This is a genomic window from Allobosea sp. (assembly GCF_035944895.1).
GTDB lineage: Bacteria > Pseudomonadota > Alphaproteobacteria > Rhizobiales > Beijerinckiaceae > Allobosea.
This window is the reverse complement of sequence record NZ_DASZAT010000005.1, coordinates 691,275-716,272: the sequence shown is the minus strand read 5'-3', so window position 1 is coordinate 716,272 and position 24,998 is coordinate 691,275. Positions and strand designations below refer to the sequence as shown.

At 66.8% G+C, this 24,998-nt stretch carries 20 protein-coding genes and 1 pseudogene; 15 read left to right on the top strand and 6 right to left on the bottom strand.

Features of this window, described 5'->3' with window-relative positions; translation table 11 throughout:
* Nucleotides 1–63: 63 nt before the first annotated feature.
* Nucleotides 64–1,437, bottom strand: coding sequence for an ABC transporter substrate-binding protein (locus VGV58_RS05700; RefSeq protein ID WP_414643911.1), 1,374 nt, complete (start codon nt 1,435–1,437; stop codon nt 64–66).
* 308 nt (nt 1,438–1,745) lie between these two features.
* Here VGV58_RS05700 and VGV58_RS05695 point away from each other — a divergent pair, with 308 nt between their 5' ends.
* The 3 genes from VGV58_RS05695 to VGV58_RS05685 all read left to right on the top strand — a co-directional run bounded on the left by VGV58_RS05695 (nt 1,746) and on the right by VGV58_RS05685 (nt 5,993).
* A complete protein-coding gene (locus VGV58_RS05695) occupies nt 1,746–2,732 on the top strand; it encodes an ABC transporter substrate-binding protein (RefSeq protein ID WP_326873000.1) in 987 nt (328 codons plus the stop codon).
* Nucleotides 2,733–2,767: 35 nt separating this feature from the next.
* Nucleotides 2,768–4,513, top strand: coding sequence for an ABC transporter permease (locus VGV58_RS05690; protein WP_326872999.1), 1,746 nt, complete (start codon nt 2,768–2,770; stop codon nt 4,511–4,513).
* A gap of 175 nt (nt 4,514–4,688) precedes the next feature.
* Nucleotides 4,689–5,993, top strand: a complete 1,305-nt coding sequence (locus VGV58_RS05685) for a diguanylate cyclase (RefSeq protein ID WP_326872998.1) — start codon at nt 4,689–4,691, stop codon at nt 5,991–5,993.
* 10 nt (nt 5,994–6,003) lie between these two features.
* On the opposite strand, the gene VGV58_RS05680 is transcribed toward VGV58_RS05685, so the two are convergent.
* Complete coding sequence (locus VGV58_RS05680) at nt 6,004–6,942, bottom strand: LysR family transcriptional regulator (protein ID WP_326872997.1); 939 nt, start codon at nt 6,940–6,942, stop codon at nt 6,004–6,006.
* 122 nt (nt 6,943–7,064) lie between these two features.
* Here VGV58_RS05680 and VGV58_RS05675 point away from each other — a divergent pair, with 122 nt between their 5' ends.
* The 6 genes and pseudogenes from VGV58_RS05675 (at nt 7,065) to hpxZ (ending at nt 13,425) form a co-directional block, all read left to right on the top strand.
* Entirely contained in the window at nt 7,065–8,561 is a 1,497-nt protein-coding gene (locus VGV58_RS05675) for a CoA-acylating methylmalonate-semialdehyde dehydrogenase (RefSeq protein ID WP_326872996.1), read from the top strand.
* Between the two features lie 21 nt (nt 8,562–8,582).
* Nucleotides 8,583–9,734 carry an isobutyryl-CoA dehydrogenase gene (locus VGV58_RS05670; RefSeq protein ID WP_326873571.1) on the top strand — a complete coding sequence of 384 codons (1,152 nt, stop codon included), beginning with the start codon at nt 8,583–8,585 and terminating at the stop codon, nt 9,732–9,734.
* Between the two features lie 119 nt (nt 9,735–9,853).
* Nucleotides 9,854–10,756, top strand: a pseudogene (gene mmsB, locus VGV58_RS05665) (3-hydroxyisobutyrate dehydrogenase); the annotation flags it as partial.
* Nucleotides 10,757–10,849: 93 nt separating this feature from the next.
* Nucleotides 10,850–11,806, top strand: coding sequence for an NAD(+) diphosphatase (gene nudC, locus VGV58_RS05660; protein WP_326872995.1), 957 nt, complete (start codon nt 10,850–10,852; stop codon nt 11,804–11,806).
* Nucleotides 11,807–11,851: 45 nt separating this feature from the next.
* A complete protein-coding gene (locus VGV58_RS05655; RefSeq protein ID WP_326872994.1) occupies nt 11,852–13,024 on the top strand; it encodes an amidase in 1,173 nt (390 codons plus the stop codon).
* Nucleotides 13,021–13,425 (top strand): oxalurate catabolism protein HpxZ, encoded by a 405-nt coding sequence (gene hpxZ, locus VGV58_RS05650; RefSeq protein ID WP_326872993.1) that lies wholly within the window; start codon nt 13,021–13,023, stop codon nt 13,423–13,425. Before VGV58_RS05655 ends, hpxZ begins: the two co-directional genes overlap by 4 nt.
* Nucleotides 13,426–13,583: 158 nt before the next feature.
* On the opposite strand, the gene VGV58_RS05645 is transcribed toward hpxZ, so the two are convergent.
* Complete coding sequence (locus VGV58_RS05645) at nt 13,584–14,438, bottom strand: prephenate dehydratase (protein ID WP_326872992.1); 855 nt, start codon at nt 14,436–14,438, stop codon at nt 13,584–13,586.
* A 16-nt stretch (nt 14,439–14,454) separates the two neighbouring features.
* Entirely contained in the window at nt 14,455–15,192 is a 738-nt protein-coding gene (locus tag VGV58_RS05640; protein ID WP_326872991.1) for a 3-deoxy-manno-octulosonate cytidylyltransferase, read from the bottom strand.
* Nucleotides 15,193–15,365: 173 nt separating this feature from the next.
* Between VGV58_RS05640 and VGV58_RS05635 the strand changes: the two genes are divergently transcribed.
* From VGV58_RS05635 to VGV58_RS05610, 6 genes are all read left to right on the top strand, one after another.
* The gene (locus VGV58_RS05635) at nt 15,366–15,911 is read left to right on the top strand and encodes a c-type cytochrome (protein ID WP_326872990.1); all 546 of its coding nucleotides are present in this window, start codon (nt 15,366–15,368) and stop codon (nt 15,909–15,911) included.
* A gap of 167 nt (nt 15,912–16,078) precedes the next feature.
* Nucleotides 16,079–17,947: an extracellular solute-binding protein gene (locus tag VGV58_RS05630; protein WP_326872989.1), complete on the top strand. Its 1,869-nt coding sequence runs from the start codon at nt 16,079–16,081 to the stop codon at nt 17,945–17,947.
* Nucleotides 17,948–17,953: 6 nt separating this feature from the next.
* Nucleotides 17,954–19,045 carry a microcin C ABC transporter permease YejB gene (locus VGV58_RS05625; RefSeq protein WP_326872988.1) on the top strand — a complete coding sequence of 364 codons (1,092 nt, stop codon included), beginning with the start codon at nt 17,954–17,956 and terminating at the stop codon, nt 19,043–19,045.
* 2 nt (nt 19,046–19,047) lie between these two features.
* The gene (locus tag VGV58_RS05620; protein WP_326872987.1) at nt 19,048–20,226 is read left to right on the top strand and encodes an ABC transporter permease; all 1,179 of its coding nucleotides are present in this window, start codon (nt 19,048–19,050) and stop codon (nt 20,224–20,226) included.
* On the top strand, nt 20,223–21,851 hold the full coding sequence (locus VGV58_RS05615) for an ABC transporter ATP-binding protein (RefSeq protein WP_326872986.1): 1,629 nt from the start codon (nt 20,223–20,225) through the stop codon (nt 21,849–21,851). Before VGV58_RS05620 ends, VGV58_RS05615 begins: the two co-directional genes overlap by 4 nt.
* On the top strand, nt 21,851–23,068 hold the full coding sequence (locus VGV58_RS05610; protein WP_326872985.1) for a phosphopentomutase: 1,218 nt from the start codon (nt 21,851–21,853) through the stop codon (nt 23,066–23,068). Before VGV58_RS05615 ends, VGV58_RS05610 begins: the two co-directional genes overlap by 1 nt.
* Here VGV58_RS05610 and VGV58_RS05605 read toward each other — a convergent pair whose 3' ends face one another.
* Both VGV58_RS05605 and VGV58_RS05600 read right to left on the bottom strand, forming a co-directional pair.
* A complete protein-coding gene (locus VGV58_RS05605; RefSeq protein ID WP_326872984.1) occupies nt 23,069–24,526 on the bottom strand; it encodes a methyl-accepting chemotaxis protein in 1,458 nt (485 codons plus the stop codon). It lies immediately after the preceding gene.
* Nucleotides 24,523–24,882: a hypothetical protein gene (locus tag VGV58_RS05600; RefSeq protein WP_326872983.1), complete on the bottom strand. Its 360-nt coding sequence runs from the start codon at nt 24,880–24,882 to the stop codon at nt 24,523–24,525. Before VGV58_RS05600 ends, VGV58_RS05605 begins: the two co-directional genes overlap by 4 nt.
* Nucleotides 24,883–24,998: the final 116 nt, after the last annotated feature.

Here is a 24,998-nt window from a genome sequence, read left to right as displayed (position 1 = left end):
CAGCATCCCGCGGCGAACTCTCGCTGCGGGATGCCGTATTTGTCGGTTGGTCTTATCCGGGCGTCAGCCGGCGATCTGCTTGATACGGGCGATCATCTCGTCGGTCGCCTGCTCGGGCGAGACCTTGTCGACCAGGACGCGGTTCACGGCCTTGGCCCAGACGTTCTCGGCATTCACCGTGGTGAACTTGTAGTTGTAGACGAACTGGAACGGCACCGTCCCGTCCTTGTACTGCTTGTAGACCACCGCCCGATGCGGGTCCTTGCCGTCGGACCAGAACGGCGCCTCGATGCCGGCGAGCGTCGTCGAAACCCAGCGCCCGGCCGAGCCCTCGACGAAGGGACGCAGGTTCTCGTCCTTCATCAGGAAGGCCATGAATTCCTTGCCGCGCTTCTTGTTCTTGCCGTCGGCGAAGACGACCGCGGTCTTGACCGCCGCGAGGTTGGTCATGGCGCTGCCATCGGGCTTCTTCGGGAACTCGGCGGTGCGGATGTTGTCGTAATAGTTCTTCTTGGCGGTGTCGCGCTGTTCCTGCGTCAGCGCCGGGTTGTTCATGTCGTCCATATGCTTGCCCGCGATCGAGATCGTCGCGTTGTGCGTCGCGACGGTCGTGCGGTTGTGGAAGGCGACATTGTTGTCCGGGTCGAGCCAATTGACCGACGAGGGCGGCGTGCAGCCGCGCTGCATGATGTTGGCGTAGGACTTCACCGCCTCGATCATGGCGGCGCGGTTCTTCGGCTCGTCGAGCACGATCTTGCCGGTCTCGTCGACGACCTTCGCGTCATAGGCATTGGCGAAGGTCAGGAAGGAGTAGAAGGTGTCGGAAGCGGCGACGCCGAGCGGATGACCGATGGCGTAGACGCGCTTGCCCTTGGCGCGCAGCGAGCCCTGGACCTTGTCGCACCAGAAGTCCCAGTAACCGTTCCAGGTCTTCGGGATGTCGCTTTCCTTGAAGCCGGCCTCCTCCAGCATGTCCTTCCAGTAGGTGATGTGCATCATCTGCTGTTCGACCGGGAAAGCGTAATAGGCCTTCTTGCCGGTCTTGCCGTTCATCAGGAGCGTGGTCGACAAAGCCTGCGGCTGGATCTCGGCCTTCAGCGGCTCCAGCACGTCGGTGACGTCCTCGAGCTTGCCCTCGAAGGCCCACTGTCCGGTGGTGCGGAAGTCATAGGTGGTGCAGAAGCCGACATCCGGCGGCGTGCCGGCCTGGACGGCGCCCACCGACTTGGTGACGCAATCCTCGGTCGCATAAAGGGAGAGCTCGACCTTGACGCCGGTCGCCTTCTGGAACTTGTCTACGACGGCGAGTAGCGCATCGTCCTCGCCCTTGTAGAAGCCCTTGGTGAACCAGACCGTCACCGTCTCCTGGGCGAGCGCTGCTCCAGACCAGCCGGCAGCGATGGCGGCCAAGGCTGCGCCGGCAGCCAGAGAGCGCACGGATTTCATGGTAACCTCCCATTTAAAACGTTTAAATTGAGCTTTTTTGCCCGCTCCTCATAAACACTAGTCGATGAGCCATGCAACTCACAAGCGGCTGGGTTGCACGATTTTCATGCGACGTTCGACCGGGTGTTCCGCCCATCCCTTCCGCCGAACCCATGTGAATCGGCTTTGACGGCGCCGCCCGCTCGCGTCAAAGAGGACAGTGTCACGGATGTGTCATGAGTGCAGCTTACCCCGCGCCACACGATCCATGTCCCGACGTTCGCGCGCTCTCGCCGCGCGGCAGACCTGCGGAGTTTCATATGCGCGCCCTTGCTGCCACCGCCGTCCTCGCGCTCGGCCTGGCCCTGCCGGCCATCAATGCTGCCGGCGCGGTCGAAGGCAAGCTGGTGCTCTATACCAGCCAGCCCAACACCGACGCCCAGCAGACGATCGACGCCTTCAAGGCGAAGTATCCCAAGGTCGAGATCAGCTTCGTGCGCGACGGCACGCCGCGCGTGATGGCCAAGCTCCGGGCCGAGATCGAGGCCGGCGCGCCGCAGGCCGACGTGCTGCTGATCGCCGATGCCGTGACCATGGAGGGCCTGAAGAAGGAAGGCCGCCTGCTTGCCCATGACAAGGCCGACGTCTCGGCCTTCCCCGCCGGCGTGCACGATCCCGCGAAGATGTGGTTCGCGACCAAGCTGATCACCACCGGCATCGTCTACAACACCAAGGCGGCGCTGAAGCCGGAGAGCTGGCTCGACCTCGCCAAGCCCGAGGCGAAGGGCCAGCTCGCCATGCCGAGCCCGCTGAATTCGGGCGCCGCGATGATCCACACGATCACGCTGACCGGCAACCTGCCCGGCGGCTGGAGCTTCTACGAGAAGCTGAAGGAGAACGGCACGCTCGCCGCCGGAGCCAATGGCGACATCCTGCGCCAGGTCGCCACCGGCGAGAAGCTCTACGGCATGATCGTCGACTTCATGCCGATCCGCGAGAAGGCCAAGGGCGCGCCGGTCGAATTCGTCTTCCCGAAGGAAGGCGTCTCGGCGGTGAGCGAGCCGGTCGCGATCCTGAAAAGCAGCAAGAATCCCGAGGCCGCCAAGGCCCTGGTCGATTTCCTGATCTCGAAGGACGGCCAGGAACTCGCGCTGAAGCAGGGCTATGTCTCGGCCCACCCGGATGTCGCCCTGCCGGCCGGTTATCCGGCGCGCGGCGCGATCAAGCTGATGCCGTTCGACGCCGCCAAGGCGCTGGCTGACGAGCCGGCCGCGCGCAAGCGCTTCAGCGCGATCTTCGAAGGCTGAGCCCGGACGAAAATCCAGCCCCAGGCGCCGACACGATGACGCTCGCAGCCCCCGCTGAGCTAAGGCAGACCGGCATCCGCCCGGTTCTGCCCGGCTTCACCTTGCCGGCCGGCCTCGGCCTGCCGGCGCTGGTGCTGCTCTGCGCGACCCTGTTCGGCGCCCTGCCCTTCCTGCGCCTGGTCGCCGCCGCCTTCGCACCGGGCTGGCAGTTCGCACCCGAAGCGGCACTGGCGGAGGTCACCAGCCGCGCCGCGGTCAACGCGACCTTGCACACCTTCGAGACAGCCGGGCTTTCAGCGCTCGGCGCGCTGCTGATCGGCGGCACGGCGGCAATCCTGCTCGCCGTCACCGATGTCCGCGGCAAGCGCCCGCTCGCCTTCGCGCTGGTCTTCTCGATGATGGTCGCGCCGCAGGTGGCGGCGCTCGCCTTCCTCAGCCTGTTCGCGCCGAACTCGGCGCTCCTCGACATACTCGGGCTGGCGCCGGCGCCCGGCACGCCCAATCCGCTGCTCGGACGCGGCGGCATCATCCTGGTGATGGCGCTGCATCATGCGCCGCTGGTCGCGATCACGCTCTGGACCGGCCTGCGCAGCGTGCCGCATTCGCTGGTCGAGGCCGCGCAGATGGAAGGGGCGGCGCCCGCCACGATCGTCGGGCGCATCCTCCTGCCGGTGCTGCGGCCGCAGATCATCGCCGCGGCGCTGCTCGCCTTCGTCGCCGGTATCGGCAATTTCGGCATCCCGGCCTTGCTCGGCCTGCCGGTGAACTATCTCACCCTTCCGACGCTGATCTATCGTCGACTGTCTAGCTTCGGCCCGGCCGGGCTGCCGGACGCAGCCGCTCTCTCGCTGCTGGTCGTGCTCGTCGCCGGCCTCGGCATCGCCGCCGGCCTGCTCGCAACCCGGCGCGCCGGCGGCAAGGTCGAGATCGAACGGCCGCTGCAGCCCTTCTGGCAGCTTGGAGCCATGCGTCCCGTCGTCGCCGCCGGGCTCTGGCTGCTGATCGCGGTCAAGCTCGGCCTGCCGCTGCTGGCGTTGCTCGGCGAGGCGCTGACGCCGGCGCTCGGCGTCGCGCTCACCTGGCAGAACCTCACCTTCGACAAGTTCGCCGAGGTACTGCTGCGGCAGGATGTGACGGTGCGCGCCTTCCGCAATTCCTTCCTGTTCGCCGGGACTGCGGCGGTGCTGCTGTCCCTGCTCTCCATCGCCTTCGCCTATGGGCTGGAGCGGCGCATGGGCAAGCTCAGGCGCGTCGTGGACATGGTGATCGAATTGCCCTACGCCCTGCCCGGCGTCGTGCTCGCCATCGCCTGCATCCTGATGTTCCTGAAGCCGCTGCCACTGATCGGCGTCAGCATCTACGCCACGCCCTTCATCATCCTCTTCGCCTATATGGCCCGCTTCCTGCCGCTGGCGCTGAAGGCCCCTGTTGCGGCGATGGCGCAGATCGAGGCGCATCATGAGGAAGCGGCCAAGCTGGACGGCGTCACGCTCTGGCAGATGCTGCGCTTCATCGTCGCCCCGATCCTGGCGCCGGCCGCAGCCGTCAGCGGGCTGATGGTCTTCCTCGTCGCCTTCAACGAGCTCACCGTCTCGGCCCTGCTCTGGTCCTCCGGCACCGAGACGCTCGGCGTCGTGCTGTTCAGCCTGAAGGAGGCCGGGCTCGCAGGCGAAGCCGCGGCGGTCGCGATCAGCGCCTGCGCGGTGATCCTTGCGGTGATGCTCGGGCTCGACGCGCTCGGCCGCAAGCTGCCAGCCAACATCCTGCCCTGGCGGATCTGAGCGGCTGCCCCCTCGCCGATAAGAACACCTTATCCTGGCGATCCGAGCCGACATAGTTAAGCCCAATTTAACGTTACGGCAGGAAGGTCTGCCGCATGGAGTTCGCCTTTCCACCAAGCAGAGCTCGAAACCTGCCGTGCCCCTTCACGGCGCCGACCGAGGACCTGTGAGCTCAATGGCCTACCGCACCGCCGGCCGCCGCCAAAGCGAACCCATCACGGAGGAGCTCAAGATCCTCGTCGTCGAGGATTCCAGGACTTATGCGCTGGCGTTGTCGCGCCGCCTCGAGACCGAGCTGCGTCTGCCGATCGTCGTCTGTCAGTCGCTCAACGAATTGCACGAGGTCGTCACCGAGGATCGCGCCGCCTACACGATGGCGGTGGTCGACCTGAACCTGCCGGACGCGCCGCGCGGCGAAGCGATCGACTTCACCGTGCAGCGCGGCATCCCGACCATCGTCCACACCGCCAGCTTCGACCTCGAGACGCGCAACCGGATCATGGAGCGCGACGTCATCGACTATGTCCCCAAGGACAGTGCCTTCACGCTCGAGACCCTGGTCACCACTGCCAAGCGCGCGCTCGCCAACCGGCAGACCCGCATCCTCGTCGTCGATGACACCGCCGCGACGCGCAAGCTGCTCGCCCATATGCTGAAGGTCCAGCAATACGAGGTGATCGAGGTCGCCTCCGGGGACGAGGCGCTGGCCCTTCTCAAGGACAATCCCGACATAAAGCTGGTCGTCAGCGACTACTACATGCCCGACATGGATGGCTACGAGCTGACGCGGCGCATCCGCCGCGAGTTCGCCTCCGACCGCTTACGCCTGATCGGCGTCTCTTCGTCGAGCGACCGCATGGTCTCGGTCGGCTTCCTCAAGGCCGGCGCCAACGACTTCATCTCGATGCCCTTCATCCCGGAGGAGCTGCAATGCCGGATCGCGAGCAATGTCGAGACGCTCGAACAGCTCGAGCAGCTCCATAGCCTCGCCTCGCGCGATGCGTTGACCGGGCTGTTCAATCGCCGCCATTTCTTCGCCAATGCCGGCAGGTTGATCGAGGAGGCGCAGGCGAAGAAGCGCAAGAGCACTGTCGCCATCCTCGACATCGACGACTTCAAGCAGCTGAACGATTCTCACGGCCATGATTTCGGCGACCAGGCGCTCGCCAGCGTGGCGCGCTGCCTCGCCCAGTCGGTGGAGGGCAGCGGCCATCTGCTCGCCCGCATCGGCGGCGAGGAATTCGCCATCCTGTTCCCTGGCCTCGACGCCAAGGCGGCGATGCGGCTCAGCGATCACATCAGGCTCGACGTCTCGCATGAGACGCTGACGGTCGGCGACCAGCAGGTCACCCTGACAGCCTCGATCGGCGTCGCCGAGATCGATGACGCCAGCCATTTCGACCAGCAGCTGATCGCCGCGGATCGCGCGCTCTATGCGGCCAAGCGCGAGGGACGCAACTGCGTGCGCCTCGCGGAGTAAGCCTGCTGCTTCAGCTTGCGGCGGCGAGGCGCGCGCCGCCGGCTGCCGCCAATTCGCCCATCAACAAGGCGCGGCTGGCCTTCGACTCGCGCACGATGAAGTCGACGACCGCCCGCACCCGGGCGACATCCTTGAGATCGGCATGGACGAGCAGCCAGAAGGAGCGGGTGATCGAGACGCTCTCGGGCAGCACCGGCACCAGCCTGGGCTCGTCGACCGCCATGAAATGATGGATCACGCCGATGCCGGCGCCCGCCGCGACGGCATTCATCTGCGCCAGCACGCTGGAGCTCTGGATATGGGCGCGCAGGCCCTTGGCGACCTCGTCGAGATAATCGAGCTCCGGCGTGAAGATGAGGTCGTCGATATAGCCGACGATGCGATGGCCGAAGAGGTCCTCGGCCGCCGTGATCTTCGGCATGGCGTCGAGATAGTCCTGCGAGGCGTAAAGGCCGAGCCGGTAGTCGCAGAGCTTGCGGGCGACGACCTTGCCTTCCTTGGGCGGGGCCAGCGTGATCGCGACGTCCGCCTCGCGCTTCGACAATGAGAGCAGGCGCGGCATCGCGATGAGCTGCAGTTCCAGCCCGGGATAGGCCTTGGTGAGACCGGCGAAACGGGAAGCGAGGAAGGTCGAGCCGAAACCATCGGGCGCGCCGATCCGGACCGTGCCGGAGAGCGCCATGTCGGCGCCGCCGATCTCGCTCTGGATCGCCAGCGCCTCGGTCTCCATGCTTTCGGCCTTGGCCAGGAGCTGCTCGCCATGGCCGGTCAGCGCGTAGCCCTGCGGGCGCCGCTCGAACAGCTTGGCCTTGAGCGATTCCTCCAGCGAGGTGATGCGGCGCGAGACGGTGGCATGGTCGGCGCCAAGCCGGCGCGCCGCCGCAGTGAGCCGGCCCGAACGGGCAACGGCAAGGAAGAAGCGCAGGTCGTCCCAGTCGAACCGTTCCATGTCGCTCCTCCCGTATCTGTGTTTTTGCACGACGCCGGCTGATATCCGCCTATAGCCGTGCGCAAACGATAATGATAGGGGTAGCGCCAATCAGCGCTCACAGACTTTGGGAGGAGGACGCCATGCGTCAGATCGGGCACTTCATCGGCGGCAAGCACGTCGCGGGCACCTCGGGCCGCACGGCCGATGTCTACCAGCCGATGGACGGCTCGGTGATCGGCAAGGTTGCTCTCGCTTCCGCCGCCGAGATGCGCGCCGCGGTCGAGAACGCTGCCGAGGCCCAGCCGAAATGGGCGGCGGTCAACCCGCAGCGCCGCGCCCGCGTGCTGATGAAGTTCCTCGACCTGATCGCGCAGAACAATGACGAGCTCGCCGAGCTGCTCGCCCGCGAGCACGGCAAGACCATCCCCGACGCCAAGGGCGACATCCAGCGCGGCGTCGAGGTCGTCGAGTTCTCGCTCGGCGTGCCCAATCTGATGAAGGGCGAGTTCACCGACGGCGCCGGCCCCGGCATCGACATCTATTCGCTGCGCCAGCCGCTCGGCGTCGTCGCCGGCATCACCCCGTTCAACTTCCCGGCGATGATCCCGCTCTGGAAGCTCGGCCCCGCCATCGCCTGCGGCAACGCCTTCATCCTGAAGCCGTCCGAGCGCGATCCCGGCGTGCCGATGCGCCTGGCCGAGCTCTTCGTGGAAGCCGGTGGCCCTCCCGGCATCCTCAACGTCGTCAACGGCGACAAGGAAGCGGTCGACGCCATCCTCGACGACCACGACATCAAGGCCGTCGGCTTCGTCGGCTCGACCCCGATCGCCGAGTACATCTACGCCCGCGGTTGCGCCAATGGTAAGCGCGTGCAGTGCTTCGGCGGCGCCAAGAACCACATGATCATCATGCCCGACGCCGACATGGACCAGGCGGTCGACGCGCTGATCGGCGCCGGCTACGGCTCGGCCGGCGAGCGCTGCATGGCGATCTCGGTCGCGGTCCCCGTCGGCAAGGCCACCGCCGACGAGCTGGTGAAGCGGCTCATTCCTCGCGTCGAGAGCCTGAAGATCGGCCCCTCGACCGACACCTCGGCCGATTACGGCCCGGTCGTGACCAAGGCGGCGATGGAGAAGATCAAGTCCTATGTCGATATCGGCATCGGCGAAGGCGCCAAGCTCGTCGTCGACGGCCGCGACTTCAAGATGCAGGGCTACGAGAACGGCTTCTATGTCGGCGGCTGCCTGTTCGACAACGTCACCAAGGACATGCGTATCTACAAGGAGGAGATCTTCGGACCCGTCCTCTCCGTGCTGCGCACCGAGAGCTATGACGAGGCGCTGAAGCTGACCAACGACCACGAATACGGCAACGGCACCGCGATCTACACCCGCGATGGCGACGCCGCCCGCGACTTCGCCTCGAAGGTCCAGGTCGGCATGGTCGGCATCAACGTGCCGATCCCGGTGCCGCTGGCCTACTACACCTTCGGCGGCTGGAAGCGCTCGGCCTTCGGCGATCTCAACCAGCACGGCCCGGACTCGATCCGCTTCTACACCAAGACCAAGACGGTCACGGCGCGCTGGCCCTCGGGCATCAAGGACGGCGCCAGCTTCGTCATCCCGACGATGAACTGAGCCAACGGCGAAGGGGATCGGATCGTGTTCTCCCTCACCGAAGACCAGATCGCGATCCGCGACATGGCCCAGGGTTTCGCAGCCGAGACCCTGGCGCCCCACGCCGTGCGCTGGGACGAGGAGAAGCATTTCCCGATCGAGGAAATGCGCCAGGCGGCGGCGCTCGGCATGGGCGGCATCTATATCCGCGACGATGTCGGCGGTTCCGGCCTGTCGCGCCTCGACGCGGCGGTGATCTTCGAAGCGCTCTCGACGGGCTGCCCGACGGTCGCCGCCTATATCTCGATCCACAACATGTGCGCCTGGATGATCGACCGCTACGGGTCGGACGAGCAGCGCCATAAGTTTCTGCCGAAGCTCTGCAGCATGGAGCATCTGGCGAGCTATTGCCTGACCGAGCCCGGCGCCGGCTCCGACGCCGCCGCCCTTAAGACCAAGGCCGTGCTCGACGGCGACCATTACGTCCTCGATGGCCAGAAGCAGTTCATCTCCGGCGCCGGCGTTTCCGACGTCTATGTCGTGATGGTCCGCACCGGCGAGGCCGGCCCGTCCGGCATCTCGACCATCGTCGTCGAGAAGGGTACGCCCGGCCTCTCCTTCGGCGCAAACGAGAAGAAGATGGGCTGGAATGCCCAGCCGACACGCGCCGTGATCTTCGAGAACTGCCGCGTGCCGGTGGCCAACCGGATCGGCCCGGAAGGCATCGGCTTCAAGATCGCCATGGCCGGCCTCGATGGTGGCCGGCTCAATATCGGCGCCTGCTCGATCGGCGGCGCGCAGGGGGCGCTCGACAAGGCCCTCAGCTATGCGCAGGAGCGCAAGGCCTTCGGCAGCCGCATCGCCGACTTCCAGGCGCTGCAGTTCAAGCTCGCCGACATGGCGATCGAGCTCGAGGCCGCCCGCACCTTCCTCTGGCGTGCTGCGGCAGCGCTCGACGAGAAGACGCCGGATGCGAGCAAGCTCTGCGCCATGGCCAAGCGGGTCGCGACCGACACCGGCTTCGAGGTCGCCAACCAGGCGCTGCAGATTCATGGCGGCTATGGCTATCTCGCCGATTACGGCATCGAGAAGATCGTCCGTGACCTCAGGGTCCACCAGATCCTGGAGGGCACCAACGAGGTGATGCGGATGATCGTGGCGCGCTCGCTCGTCGGGCGGGCCAAGGGGAACTAGCAAACACGGGTCATCCCGGGCGGCCGCAGGCCGACCCGGGATCCATGCCGGAACGGTTCAGGCATGGATCCCGGCTCTCCGCTTCGCTGCGGCCGGGATGACGACGAGAAGCAGAAAGCGGGAAGGACACGACCATGAGCACCATCGCCTTCATCGGGCTCGGCAATATGGGCGGGCCGATGGCCGGCAACCTGGCCAAGGCCGGGCACAAGGTCTCCGCCTTCGACCTGTCGCAGGCCTCCAAGGACGCCGCCGCCGCGCTCGGCGTCGGCATCGCCGGTTCGGCCAAGGAGGCGGTCGCGGATGCCGAGATCGTCGTCACCATGCTGCCGGCGGGCAAGCATGTGCTGGGGGTCTGGACCGACATCCTCTCCGCCGTGAAGCCGGGCACCCTCCTGATCGATTCCTCGACCATCGACGTCGAGAGCGCCCGCAAGGCGCATGCGCTCGCGGCCGAGCGCGGTTGCCTTTCGCTCGATGCGCCGGTCTCCGGCGGCGTCGGCGGCGCCCAGGGCGCGACCCTGACCTTCATGGTCGGCGGCAGCGCCGATGCCTTCAAGCGCGGCGAGCCCGTGCTGTCGGCGATGGGCAAGAAGGTCGTGCATTGCGGCGACGCCGGCAACGGCCAGGCGGCGAAGATCTGCAACAACATGATCCTCGGCATCTCGATGATCGGCGTCTCCGAGGCCTTCGTGCTGGCCGAGAAGCTCGGCCTGTCGCACCAGGCCCTCTTCGACGTCGCCTCGACCTCGTCCGGCCAGTGCTGGTCGCTGACGACCTATTGCCCGGTGCCGGGCCCGGTACCGACCTCGCCGGCCAACAACGACTACAAGCCCGGCTTCGCCTCGGCGCTGATGCTGAAGGACCTGAAGCTGGCGCAGGAGGCAGCGCAGGCGGCCGGCGCCTCGACCCCGCTCGGCTCGGCTGCGGCGCAGGTCTACGGGCTGCACAATGCCTGGGGCGAAGGCGGCACCGACTTCTCCGGCATCATCCACCTGCTGCGCGGACGCGGAAACAGCTGAGCCAGCATCCCGCCGCCGGCGAACGTTCGCATACGTATAATTCTGCGTTCGACCCCGTTCCGGTCGGAGCGAAAGCGGAGTAGGACGGGAGGCATGAACGACGCCTCCCGCCGCACCGAACGCTCAGCCCAGACCGGCTTCGCCACCAGCTCGCTCGACCGACGCGCCGATCTGCGCGACCGGCCGGACGAGGTCGCTGAATTGCGGGCCCGCAGTGATGCGCGCTTCACCGTCGTCGCCGGCGAGACGCCGATCCTGTTGCGGACCGGCGCCGAGACCCAGACCGTCTGGTTCGACGAGAGTGGCGCCGATGGCCTCGGATCGGCACAGGAAGAGGTCTTTCTCGGGCTTGGTCCCGATGGCGCGCCGCGCTTCGGCCGGCTGATCGACCGCGAACTGCTCGACGGCCTGCGCGAGCAGGCGGTGCTTGTCGTCACTGACCTGCGCAGCGTCGCGCTGAAGCGGTTGGTGCCGAAGGATGAACTCGGCCCGCTCGGCGAAGCCAAGGCCCTGCTAGACTGGCATGCCCGCCATCGCTGCTGCGCCCAGTGCGGCGCGCCGACCAAGCTCGGCTCGGCTGGCTGGAAGCGGCAATGCGAGGCCTGCGGCGCCCAGCATTTCCCGCGCACCGATCCGGTCGTGATCATGCTGGCGGTGCGCGGCGACAAGTGCCTCATGGCGCGCCAGGCGCGCTTTGCGCCCGGCATGTATTCCTGCATCGCCGGCTTCGTCGAGCCAGGCGAGACCTTCGAGGACGCCGTCCGCCGCGAGACCTGGGAGGAGGCCGGCCTGCGCACCGGCACGGTGCGTTACATCGCCTCGCAGCCCTGGCCCTTCCCAGGATCGCTGATGATCGGCTGCATCGCCGAGGCGCTGAACGACGACATCGTGCTGGATGGCACCGAGCTCGAAGCCGGCCGTTGGTTCAGCCGCGAGGAAGCGCTGCAGATGCTGGAGGGCAAGCACCCCGACAATCTGTTCTGCCCGCCGCACATGGCGATCGCCAACACCATCCTGAAAGCCTGGGCGGTGGACGGCGAGGAGCCCTGAGACGCCTCGGTCCACCCTGATGACCATGCCTTTGCGGAGCCCCGGATGACGGACCCGGTCAGCGCCTTCGTTCCCGGGCCGCGCGCCCATATCGCCGGCCGCCCGGGCGGACCGCTCTCGGGACTGAGCTTCGCCGTCAAGGACCTGTTCGATGTCGCCGGCCTGCCGACCGGCGGCGGCAACCATGACTGGGCCAAGGCCAATCCCATCCCGACGCGCCATGCCTGGGCGGTGCAGACCTTGCTGGATGCCGGCGCGGACTTCGTGGGCAAGACCATCACCGACGAGGTTTCGCTCGGCATCCTCGGCGAGAACGCCTTCGACGGCACGCCGCTCAACAGCGCCGCACCTGGGCGCGTACCCGGCGGTTCCTCCTCGGGTTCGGCGGCGGCTGTCGCCGCCGGGCTCTGCGACATCGCGCTCGGCACCGACACCGGCGGCTCCGTTCGTGTCCCGTCGAGCTTCTGCGGGCTCTATGGCCTCCGGCCGACACATGGCCGGCTCGATCTCACCGGGCTGATGCCGCAGGCGCCGAGCTCGGACACCGCGGGCTGGTTCGCGCGCGATGCCGGGACCTTCGCCAAGGCCGGCACCGTGCTGCTCGGCGAAGCGCCGGGCCCGCTGCCGACCCGGCTCCTGATCGCAGTCGATGCCTTCGGCTTCGCCGATCCCGAGGTCGCCGCTGCCCTGCAGCCGATAGTCCGGAAGCTGGAGCGGATCGTCGGCCCGGCCCGCGAGGAGATCATGGCGCCGCAGGGGCTCTCGGTCTGGGCACGGGCGCAGCGCAGCCTGCAGCCGTTCGAGGCCTGGCAGACCTTCAGGCCCTGGATCGAGCGGCACAATCCGCGCATGGCCTTCAGCGTCGCCGCCGGCCTGATCGCCGGCTCGCAGATTCCCTCGGGCGAGCGCAACTGGGCCGCGCTGATGCGCGAGGAGGCACGGGCGCGGCTGCGCCATCTCCTGCCGGCAGGCACGATCCTCTGCCTGCCGACGACGCCCTTCACGGCGCCGCTGCGCGGCCTGCCGACGCCGGAGCTGCAGCCCTTGCGCGACCGCATCACCTGCCTCTGCGCCCAGGGCGGCCTGACCGGCTCGCCCCAGCTCAACCTGCCCGGCGCCATGGTGGACGGTGCGCCGGTCGGTCTTTCCATCATCGGCGGGCGCGACACCGACGCCAGCCTGATCGCCGTCGCCCAAGCTATGGAGGCCCTCCCGTGACCGACCTGACCCCAAACCTGCCCGATGTCGTCGCCGAGATCAGCGCCCTGTTCGAGCGCTACGAGCAGGCGCTGATCGACAAGGAGGTCGACGTGCTCGACGCCTCCTTCTGGAACAGCCCCTACACGATCCGCTACGCGCTGGGCGAGAACGGCTACGGCTTCGACGAGATCCACGCCCACCGCCTCGCCCGCCCGCCGGGCCCCGGCATCAAGGAGAAGCGGATCCGCCTGGAGATCCTGACGCTCGGGCGCGACCTCGCCACGGTGAACCTGGAGTTCAAAGTACGCGCTCGCGAGATCATCGGCCGCCAGAGCCAGACCTGGGTGCGCTTCCCGGATCTGGGCTGGAAAGTGGTCTCGGCCCATGTCTCGACGATGGAGGGGCCGCGCCCCTGGTGAGACACCGGACCACCCTTTTCCCCTCGGGGGAGAAGGTGGCTCGGCGAAGCCGAGACGGATGAGGGAAGGATAGGCGCTACCCTTCTCTCGTCTCACCCGGTCGTACCGCCCTCATCCCCCTGCCGGGACCTTCTCCCCCGAGGGGAGAAGGAAATGCTTCACTCCCCCGGCTCGGGGAAGCTGTCGCGGAATTCGTGGGCGGGGTAGACACCCAAAATCTTCATCTCCTTGGAGAAGAAGGCGAGTTCGTCGAGCGCCCGCTTCAGCGCCGGGTCGTCCGGATGGCCCTCGACATCGCTGTAGAACATCGTCGCCGAGAAATGGCCGTCGACCATGTAGCTCTCGAGCTTGGTCATGTTGACGCCGTTGGTGGCGAAGCCGCCGAGCGCCTTGTAGAGCGCCGCCGGCAGGTTGCGGACCTGGAAGATCAGCGTCGTCACCGTCTTGCCGGCGCCCTGGCGGGCGAATTCCGGATATTTCGAGAGTACGACGAAGCGCGTGGTGTTGTGCTTCTCGTCCTCGATGTCCTCCATCAGGATGTTGAGGCCGTAGACCTCGGCGGCGATGTGCGGCGCGATCGCGGCACGCGTCGGATCGCCCGCCTCGGCCACCTGGCGGGCGGAGCCGGCGGTGTCGGCCGCGACCTCGGCCTTGAGGCCGAGCTTGCGGATGATCTTGCGGCACTGGCCGAGCGCGTGGATGTGGCTCTGCACCGTCTTCAGCGTGCCGAGCGTCGCGCCCTCGACCGCCATCAGATGAAAGCGGATCGGCAGGAAATGCTCGCCGATGATGTGCAGCCCCGAGCGCGGCAGCAGATGATGGATGTCGGCGACACGGCCGGCGATCGAGTTGTCGATCGGGATCATGCCGTAGCGGGCGGCGCCGTCCGAGACCGCGGCGAGCGCGTCCTCGAAGGTCCGGCACGGCAGGAGCTCGCAATCCGGAAAGACCTGGAGGGCGGCCTGCGAGGAGAAGGCTCCGGGCTCACCCTGATAGGAAACGACGACTGACATTTGAGGTCTTTCAGGCTCAGGCGCGGGATTGAAGGAACGCGCGGGCGCGGTCCAGATCGGGGGGCGTATCGACGCCGCGCGGGACGTGATCGATGATCATCGCATCGATGCGCATTCCGTCCTCGAGCGCCCGCAACTGCTCGAGCTTCTCGCGCAGTTCGAGCGGCGACTGCGGCAGCGAGACGAAACGGTCGAGCGCACGGCGGCGATAGGCGTAAAGGCCGACATGATGGTAGAGCGGGCCATCGCCATAAGGGGCGGTCGCTCTGGTAAAATAGAGCGCCCGCATCCGACCGGGAGAGATCTCGCTGCCGATCAGCTTGACCACGCTCGGGGCGGTCTTCTCCTCGTCTTCGGTGATCTCGCCAGCCAGCGTCGCGATGTCGACTGCCGGATCGGCGAGCGGCTCGACCGCAGCCGCGATCGCGGTCGGCGCCAAGGTGGGGAAATCGCCCTGGACGTTGACGATGATGTCGTGCTCGCCCTTGGGATCGACGATGTCGGCGGCTTCCTTGATCCGGTCGGAGCCGGTCTGGTGCGCGGGGCTGGTCATCACCGCACGTCCGCCGGCCTGTTCGATCGCCGCGAGGATGCGCTCGTCGTCGGTTGCGACCACGACATCGCCGACACCAGCCTCGATGGCGCGGCGCCAGACGCGGACGATCATCGGCTCGCCCAGGATGTCGGCGAGCGGCTTGCCCGGCAGGCGCGTCGCCTGCATGCGGGCCGGGATCAGGATCAGCGGATTGGGCATTGGCTGGGGAAAGCTCGCAGGGCGGCAAAAGGTCTCAAAGCGGTGCGTGCTTATACGAGTTGCAATGCAGCGCGCAAAGCGGTTAAGCAGCGCAGACGTGCCGGCTCCCGCAAGGGTCCGGCCGCAGCGCTGTCTTGCTCCGCCGACGGGCGGGCCGGGGGTTGTGAGAGACGATGAATATCGAACTGAACAAGATCGCTGGCGCGGGTCTGTCGACCCTGCTCGTCGTGATGGCCCTGAACATGGGCGCCGGCATCGTCTTCGCCCCGAAGAAGCCGGCTGTCCCGGGCTATGACCTGCCGAGCCTCGAGCCGGCGGCAGCGGGTGGCGCGGGCGCCCCGGCGGCTGCGGTCGAGGAGCCGATCGCGGTCCGCCTCGCCAAGGCCGACGTCGCCAAGGGCGAGAAGGCTGTCGGCGCCTGCAAGGCCTGCCACACCTTCGAGAAGGGCGGCGCCAACAAGGTCGGGCCGCATCTCTACGACGTCTATGGCCGCAGCGAGGGCTCGGTCGCCGGCTTCGGCTATTCGGCCGCGATGAAGGGCCGCAACGACAAGAACTGGGACGCCGACGCGCTCGACCATTTCCTGAAGAACCCGAAGGCCTACGTCCCCGGCACCGCCATGGCTTTCGCCGGCATCGCCCGGCCTGAGAGCCGCGCCGACGTGGTCGCCTATCTCAACAGCCTCGCCGATTCGCCGAAGCCGCTGCCGAAGCCCTGATTTGGCAGCGCTTCTCGCGCCGATGTGACGTCATGAGCCGGGCCGAAAGCCCGGCTTTTGCTTGTCGGCGCCATGCAATTGCCGTCACCATCGCGACGAATGTGAGCAACGCTGGCATTGTCCCAGCGCCACGACATAATCGGACGACGAATCGCAAGGGGTATCGCATGGCGATCCGGATCACTCGCCGCAGGCTGCTCGAAGCCGGCGGCGCGCTCGCAGGCGCGGCCGCACTGCCGGCCTCGCTCACGACGGCGCTGGCACAGGAAAACGAGGTCCATGGCCTCTCGACCTTCGGCGAGCTGGCGCTGCCCGCTGACTTCCCGCACTTCGCCTATGTGAACCCGAAAGCGCCGAAAGGCGGCTCGATCACCATCCAGATCAAGCGTGCCGGCGGCAATCAGAGCTTCGACACCTTCAACACGCTGAACACCTATGTGCTGCAGGGCGACGGCGCGGCCGGCATGGATGCCTGCTTCGACAGCCTGATGGCCGGCTCAGGCGACGAACCAGGCTCGCTCTACGGCTTGATCGCGAGGAGCGTCGTGGTCTCCCAGGACAAGCTGACCTATCGCTTCCGTCTGCGGCCGGAGGCGAAATTCCATGACGGCTCGCGCGTCACCGCCGGCGACGCCGCCTTCTCCTTCAACCTGCTCAAGAGCAAGGGCCATCCGACCTATCGGCTGATCCTCGGCGAGATGGAGTCAGCGGTCGCCGAAAGCGACGACATCCTCGTGGTGAAGCTCTCGCCGAAGCGCAGCCGCGACCTGCACCTCGTCGTCGCCGGCCTGCCGGTGTTCTCGGAGAAATTCTGGTCGACCCGCAATTTCGAGGCCTCGACACTGGAGCCGCCGCTCGGCTCGGGTGCCTACAAGGTCGGCAAGTTCGAGCAGGGCCGCTTCATCGAGTTCGACCGGGTGCCGGACTACTGGGCCAAGGATCTGCCGGTGAATGTCGGCCAGAACAATTTCGACCGCGTTCGCTGGGAGTATTTCCGCGACCGCCAGGTCGCGTTCGAGGCCTTCAAGAGCGGCGTGATCACCTTCCAGGAGGAGTTCACCTCGCGCATCTGGGCAACGGGCTACGACTTCCCCGCCATCCACGAGGGCAAGGTCAAGAAGGAGGCCTTGCCGAAGACCGAGCCGATCGGCTCGCAGGGCTGGATCTACAATCTGCGCCGCGAGAAATTCGCCGATCCGCGCATCCGCGAGGCGCTCGGCCTCGCCTTCGACTTCGAGTGGACCAACAAGAACATCATGTTCTCGTCCTTCTCGCGGGCGACCTCCTATTTCGAGAACTCGGATTCGAAGGCGGTCGGCAAGCCTTCGCCGGAGGAGCTGAAGCTGCTTGAGCCGTTCCGCGGCAAGGTGCCGGACGAGGTCTTCGGCGACCCCTTCCTGCCGCCGGTGTCGGATGGTTCGGGCAGCGACCGCGCCTTGCTCCGCCGCGCCGACGAGATGTTGCGTGCAGCCGGCTGCAAGCGCGACGGCAATGTGCTGAAACTGCCGAACGGCCAGCCCTTCGAGATCGAGTTCCTCGATTCGACACCCTCGCTGCAGCCGCATACCCAGCCCTTCCAGGCCAATCTCAAGCGGCTCGGCATCAACGCGACCTCGCGCATCGTCGACGGCGCTCAGTACCAGCGCCGGCTCGACGAGTTCGACTTCGACGTGATCAGCCGGGCGATGAGCGGCAGCTCGATCCCGAGCGACACGATGCGCGTCGTCTACGGCTCGGAGGCGGCGAAGACGCGCGGCTCGCGCAATGTCGGGGGGATCGCCGACCCGGCGATCGACGCGATGATCGAGACGATCGGCAAGGCCGACAGCTATGCCGAAGTGGTGGTGGCAGCCAAATGCCTCGACCGGCTGCTGCGGGCCGGGCGCTACTGGATCCCGATGTGGTGGAACGCCAGCGAGTGGCTGGCCTATTGGGACATGTATGAGCGCCCGCAGACCAAGCCGAAATTCAGCTCCGGCGCGCCGGGCACCTGGTGGTACGATCCCGAGAAAGCCAAGCGGATCGGGAAGGCATAAGCTGGAATGCTGAACTACATCGCCCGGCGTCTGGCGCTGATGGTGCCGACCCTGTTCGGCATCCTGCTGATCTCCTTCGTCATCGTGCAGTTCGCGCCGGGCGGCCCGGTCGAGCGGATCATCTCACAGCTCAATAATCCCAACAGCGGCGCGGCCGAGCGCGTCGGCGGTGGCTCCGGCGGAGATGCCGGGGCGCAGGCGATGGATTCAGGCGCGGCCTATCGCGGCGCGCAGGGACTCGACCCCGCCTTCATCAAGGAGCTGGAGAAGCAGTTCGGCTTCGACAAGCCGGCGCATGAGCGCTTCTTCAAGATGCTGAAGGACTATGCCACCTTCGATTTCGGCCGCAGCTATTTCCGCGACGCCCCTGTGCTGCAGCTGATCAAGGAGAAGCTGCCGGTCTCGATCACGCTCGGCCTGTGGATGACCCTGCTCTCCTATGCGATCTCGATCCCGCTCGGCATCCGCAAGGCGGTCAAGGACGGCTCGCGCTTCGACACCTGGACAAGCGCGGTCGTGATCATCGGCTATGCGATTCCGAGCTTCCTGTTCGCGATCCTCTTGATCGTGCTCTTCGCCGGCGGCTCGTTCTGGCAGATATTCCCCTTGCGCGGCCTGACCTCGGAGAACTGGGCCCAGCTCAGCCTGTTAGGAAAGATCGGCGACTATTTCTGGCATATCGCCTTGCCGGTGCTGGCGATGGCGCTGGGCGCCTTCGCGACCTCGACGCTGCTCACCAAGAACTCCTTCCTCGACGAGATCCGGAAGCAATATGTGCTGACGGCGCGGATGAAGGGCCTGTCGGAGCGCGGCGTGCTCTATGGCCATGTCTTCCGCAACGCCATGCTGATCGTGATCGCCGGCTTCCCCGGCGCCTTCGTACATGCGCTCTTCGCCGGCTCGCTCTTGATCGAGACGATCTTCTCGCTCGACGGCCTCGGCCTCCTCTCCTTCGAGGCGATCGTCAATCGCGACTACCCCGTCGTCTTCGCCAATCTCTACATCTTCTCGCTGATCGGCCTTCTCGTGCACCTGATCACCGACCTGACCTATGCCTGGGTCGACCCGCGCATCGACTTCGAATCGCGGGAGGCGTGAGCATGAGCGACACACTTCTCGACGCTCCGCCTCCGACCCTGCGCTCGGCCGAGCCCGCTGCGGCTCCCCCGCAGATGAAGCAGGGCTGGCTCAAGCTCTCGCCGATCAACCGGCGCCGGCTCGACAGCTTCAAGGCCAACAAGCGTGGCTGGTGGTCGTTCTGGATCTTCCTGGCGCTGTTTATGCTCTCGCTCTTTGCCGAGTTCATCGCCAACGACCGCCCGCTGATCGTCCGCTACAAGGGCGAGACGCTGTTCCCGGTCGCGGTCAACTATCCCGAGGAGAAGTTTGGCGGCTTCCTCGCCACCACCGACTACCGCGACCCGACCATCGCCAAGGAGATCGCAGCGAATGGCTGGGCGATCTGGCCGCCGATCCGCTACTCCTACCGCACGCATAATCTCGACCTGCCGGTGCCCGCCCCTGCCCCACCGACCTGGATGCTCAAGGACGAGCAATGCCGGCCGATCGCGGAGCGAACCGGCGGCATGACCTGCCGCGAGCTCGAATGGAACTGGCTCGGCACCGACGACCAGGGCCGCGACGTCGTGGCGCGGCTGATCTACGGCTTTCGCATCTCCGTGCTGTTCGGATTGATCCTGGCCTCGATCTCCTCGGTGATCGGCATCGCCGCCGGGGCGATCCAGGGCTATTTCGGCGGCTGGACCGACCTGATCTTCCAGCGCGTCATCGAGATCTGGACCTCCATTCCCGCGCTCTACCTTCTGATCATCGTCGCGGCGATCATCACGCCGAGCTTCTTCGTGCTGCTCGGCATCCTCCTCTTGTTCTCCTGGGTGGCGCTGGTCGGCGTGGTGCGCGCCGAGTTCCTGCGAGCACGCAACTTCGAATATGTCCGCGCCGCGCGCGCGCTCGGCCTCTCCAACCGGGCGATCATGGTCAAGCACCTGCTCCCCAATGCCATGGTGGCGACGCTGACCTTCCTGCCCTTCATCCTCAACGGCTCGATCACCACGCTGACCTCGCTCGACTTCCTCGGCTTTGGCCTGCCACCTGGCTCGCCCTCGCTCGGAGAGTTGCTGGCGCAGGGCAAGGCGAACCTGCAGGCGCCCTGGCTCGGCCTCTCCGGCTTTTTCGTGATCGCGCTGATGCTGTCGCTGCTGATCTTCATCGGCGAGGCGGTGCGCGACGCCTTCGACCCGAGGAAGACCTTCGCGTGACCGCCCCCCTCCTCTCCGTCCAGAACCTTTCCGTCGCCTTCCGCCAGGGCGGGCAGGAAACGCTCGCGGTCGACAAGGTCTCGTTCGCGATCGCCAAGGGCGAGACGCTGGCGCTCGTCGGCGAATCCGGCTCGGGAAAGTCGGTCTCGGCGCTGTCGATCCTGAAGCTGCTGAACTATCCGGCTGCGCACCATCCCTCCGGCAAGGTGCTGTTCAACGGCCAGGACCTGATCGCGGCCGACGAGGACGCCATGCGCAAGGTCCGCGGCAACGACATCACCATGGTGTTCCAGGAGCCGATGACCTCGCTCAACCCGCTGCAAACCATCGCGCGGCAGATCGGCGAGATTCTCGAACTGCACAAGGGCCTGCGCGGCGAGAAGGCGCGCGCCCGAACGCTCGAACTGCTCACCCTTGTCGGCATCCGCGATGCGTCGAGCCGGCTCGACGCCTATCCGCACCAGCTCTCCGGTGGCCAGCGCCAGCGCGTGATGATCGCGAGGGCGCTCGCCAACGAGCCCGACCTCCTGATCGCCGACGAGCCGACGACGGCGCTTGACGTCACCGTGCAGGCGCAGATCCTGACGCTGCTGAAGGAGCTGCAAGCGCGTCTCGGCATGGCGATCCTGTTCATCACCCACGATCTCGGCATCGTCCGGCGCATCGCGGACCGGGTCTGCGTCATGCTGAAGGGCAAGATCGTCGAGCACGGGCCGGTATCGGAGATCTTCGGCAATCCCCAGCATGCCTATACCCAGCGCCTGCTCGCCGCCGAGCCGAAGGGCCGGCCGGAGCCCGTCCCCGACGGCGCGCCTATCCTGCTGGAAGCCGGCCCGGTCAAAGTCTGGTTCCCGATCAAGACCGGGCTGCTGCGGCGCACGACCAGCCATGTGAAGGCGGTCGATGGCATCTCGGTCAAGGTGCGTGAGGGCGAGACGCTCGGCATCGTCGGCGAATCCGGGTCCGGCAAGACCACACTCGGCCTCGCCATCCTCAGGCTGATCTCGTCTGAGGGGCCGATTGTCTTCCTCGGTGACCGCATCGACGGGCTGAAGAGCAAGGCTGTCAGGCCCAAGCGCAAGGATCTGCAGGTCGTCTTCCAGGATCCCTATGGCTCGCTCTCGCCGCGCATGTCGGTCGCCGACATCGTCGCGGAAGGTCTGACCGTCCAGCAGAAGGAGCTGAGCTATCAGCGCCAGCGCGAGATCGTGGCGCAGGCGCTCGCCGATGTGGGTCTGGATCCTGCAACCATGGACCGCTATCCGCACGAATTCTCCGGAGGCCAGCGCCAGCGCATCGCCATCGCCCGCGCCATGGCGCTCGACCCGAAATTCGTCGTGCTGGACGAACCGACCTCGGCGCTCGACATGTCCGTGCAGGCGCAGATCGTCGAGCTGCTGCGCGGGCTGCAGGCCAGGCGCAAGCTCGGCTATCTCTTCATCAGCCACGACCTCAAGGTGGTCAGGGCGCTGTCGCACCGGGTGGTGGTGATGCAGAACGGCAAGATCGTCGAGGAAGGGCCGGCGGAGGAGATCTTCCAGCGCCCGCGCGAGGCCTATACCCAGGCGCTGCTCGCCGCCGCCCTCAACATCGAGTCGGCGAACAGCGCTGCGGTGCGCGACTGATGGCACGCGCCATCCTGATCGTGCTCGATTCCGTCGGCTGCGGCGGCGCGCAGGATGCGGCCGCCTATGGCGATGCGGGCTCCGATACGCTCGGCCACATCGCCGAAGCCTGCGCCGAGGGGCGCGGCGATCGCGAAGGCCTGCGCCGCGGGCCGCTTGATATCCCCAATCTCGCCCGCCTCGGCCTCAGCCATGCCTGCGAGGCTTCGACCGGCAGGCCGCTCGCCGGCGTGATACGACCCAACGCTCCGCAAGGGCGGTATGGCTATGGCGTCGAGGTCAGTCAGGGCAAGGACACTCCCTCCGGCCACTGGGAGATTGCCGGCTGCCCGGTGCCGTTCAAATGGGGCTATTTCACCGCGCTGGAGAACACCTTCCCGCCCGATCTCATCGCGGCGATCATCCGCGAAGGGGCCCTGCCCGGCATCCTCGGCAACAAGCATGCCTCAGGTACGGCAGTGATCGACGAACTGGCCGAGGAACATATCCGGACCGGCAAGCCGATCTGCTACACCTCGGTCGACTCGGTGCTGCAGATCGCGGCGCATGAAGAGCATTTCGGCCTGGAGCGGCTTTACGCTCTCTGCAAAAAGGTCCGTGTCCTGGTCGACCCGCTGAGGATCGGCCGCGTCATCGCCCGCCCCTTTGTCGGCACGATCGAGACCGGCTTCACCCGAACCGGCAATCGCAAGGACTTCGCCATCCCGCCGCCGGACGAGACCATTCTCGACCGGCTCGTGGCCAAAGGTCGATCCGTGGTCACCATCGGCAAGATCGGCGACATCTTCGCCCACCGGAACACCGGCGAGGAGATCAAGCCTTTCGGCAACGCCGCCATGTTCGCGGCCGCACTGGAAGCGTTCGAGCAGCTGCCGGATGGCGGCTTCTGCTTCGTCAACCTCGTCGACTTCGACACCGAATATGGCCATCGCCGCGACATTCCCGGCTATGCGGCAGCGCTGGAAGCCTTCGATCGCGATCTGCCCAAGATCGAGGCCTTGCTCCGGCCGGGCGACCTCGCCGTCATCACCGCCGACCATGGCAACGACCCGAGCTGGCCAGGATCCGACCATACACGCGAGCACGTGCCGATCCTGGCCTTTGGGCCTGATGTGCCGCCCGGGTTGCTAGGCCGCCGCGAGAGCTTCGCCGACATCGCGGCGACGCTCGGAGATTGGCTGAAGCTCGGTGCGACCGGCCCCGGCCGAGCCTGGTAATCAGGCGGCGGCGACACGCTCGCAGAACTCGGCGACCTCGCGTCGGATGCGCTGCGCCTGCGAAGCCAGATCGTTGGAGGAGCTCTGCAGGCTGCCGGCGGCGGCGTAGGTGCGCTCGGTCACCATCTCGAAGCTCTGCAGGGTCTGGGCGCTGCGGCTGGCGCCGTCGGAGGAGATCTGGACTTCCTTCGCGATCTCCGCCGTGGCGCGATCCTGCTCGCCGACCGCATAGGCGATCGCGACCGAGACAGTCTCGACCTCGCCGATCGCCGCGACGATCTCGCGGATCGACTTGAGCGAGCGTTGCGAGGCAGTCTGGATCGCCTCGATCGAGCGCGCGACTTCCGCGGTCGCTGTCGCCGTCTGCGACGAGAGCGTCTTCACCTCGCTGGCGACGACGGCAAAGCCCTTGCCCATGGCGCCGGCGCGGGCCGCCTCGATCGTCGCGTTCAACGCCAGCATGCTGGTCTGCGCCGCGATGCCGCGGATGATCTCGACCACGGCGCCGACGCTTTCGCCAGTATGCGCCAGCGCCTCGATCTCGGTGCTGGCGGCGCGTGCCAGCTTCGCTGCCGATTGCGAGCTGTCGGCGGTCTGCGACACATTGCGACCGATCTCGGCGATCGAAGAGGCGAGCTCCTGGCTGGCCGCCGCGGTCTGCTCGATGCTGGTCGTCATCTCGGTCGAGCTGCGCGAGACCAGCGCGATCTGCTGGCGGGCCCGGTCGGACGCGCCGGTGAGCCCGCGGGCATCGACCTGCATCGCCTCCGACGCCTTGTCGAGGACCGCCATGGCGCCGTCCATCTCGTCGCGGAAGCTCTCGACCATCGCGCGCAGGCGCTGGGCGCGCGCCTCCGCATCGTCGGCGAGGGCCCGTTCGCGTTCGCTTGCCAGACGCTCGCGCTCCGCAACCTCTTCGGCGCGGCGCAGATTGGCCTCGGTCTGCGCGAAGATGCGGGCGGTCATCACCGCGATCACCGCGAGGAACGCCGTCTCGACCACCACGATGACGGCGTGCAGCATAACCCGCAGCAGATTGCCGCCCTGATAGAAGACGGCGGCGGGCAGGACGAATTGCAGCACCAGATGGTGCGCCGCCGTGAGCGCGGCGCCCAGGATGATCGGCCGCCAGTCGCAGAAGCCGGCGAGCAGCGCCAGCACCGCGAAGTAATACATGTGCATGTCGGGCTGCCAGGGGTGCCCGGAGAAGACGGCGACCAGGATCGAGACCTGGCCGATCAGGGCGATCGCGATCACGCTCTGCGCCAGCAGCGTCGCGCCGACACTGCGATAGACGATCAGGGCCGCGAGCGCGAGCATCAGCGCACCGAGTGCAGGGATCAGCCCGTCGCCGGACTGCGCCAGAGACGCCAATGCGAGCAGCGGGACATGTATGAAAGCAAGGCCGATGAGGCAGCGCGCAACTAGGTCCCGCAGGCCGGGCAAAGTCAAAGTCATAGGCTACTCGCTTGGGCCTCGGATGAGATGATGCAGCCGGCAAGGCCGTCGAGGCGCAGCATCAGCAGGGCGCCGGCGGGCCTTGCTGATGTCTCCGGCGCGAGAACGACGACGAATGGGACGGTCCCCTGCCGCAGGATCCCGGCGCCGGAGGCCAGGCTGCGCGCCATCGCCTCCTCGCCGGAGATCCAGGGCGGGAAGATCGCAGCCAGTGGGGCGGGCGCCCCCGCGACAGGCCCGGGCAGGCTCGCAAGGGCCAGAAGGCCGGAGCAGAACGCCAAACCTGCGATCAGGCCGATGTCACGCCATTGCCGGAGCCGAAAACGGGATGCGGTCGATAACGCGACAAGGCTCATCCTCGGCTCGGCTCTCGGCATGGCTAACGCAACGTTGCCTTCAACAATGTTCCTGATCCGCGTCTCTTAAATTTCTGTTAAGCCCCCGCGCGCCCTTCACAATCTGGAACGGGTCA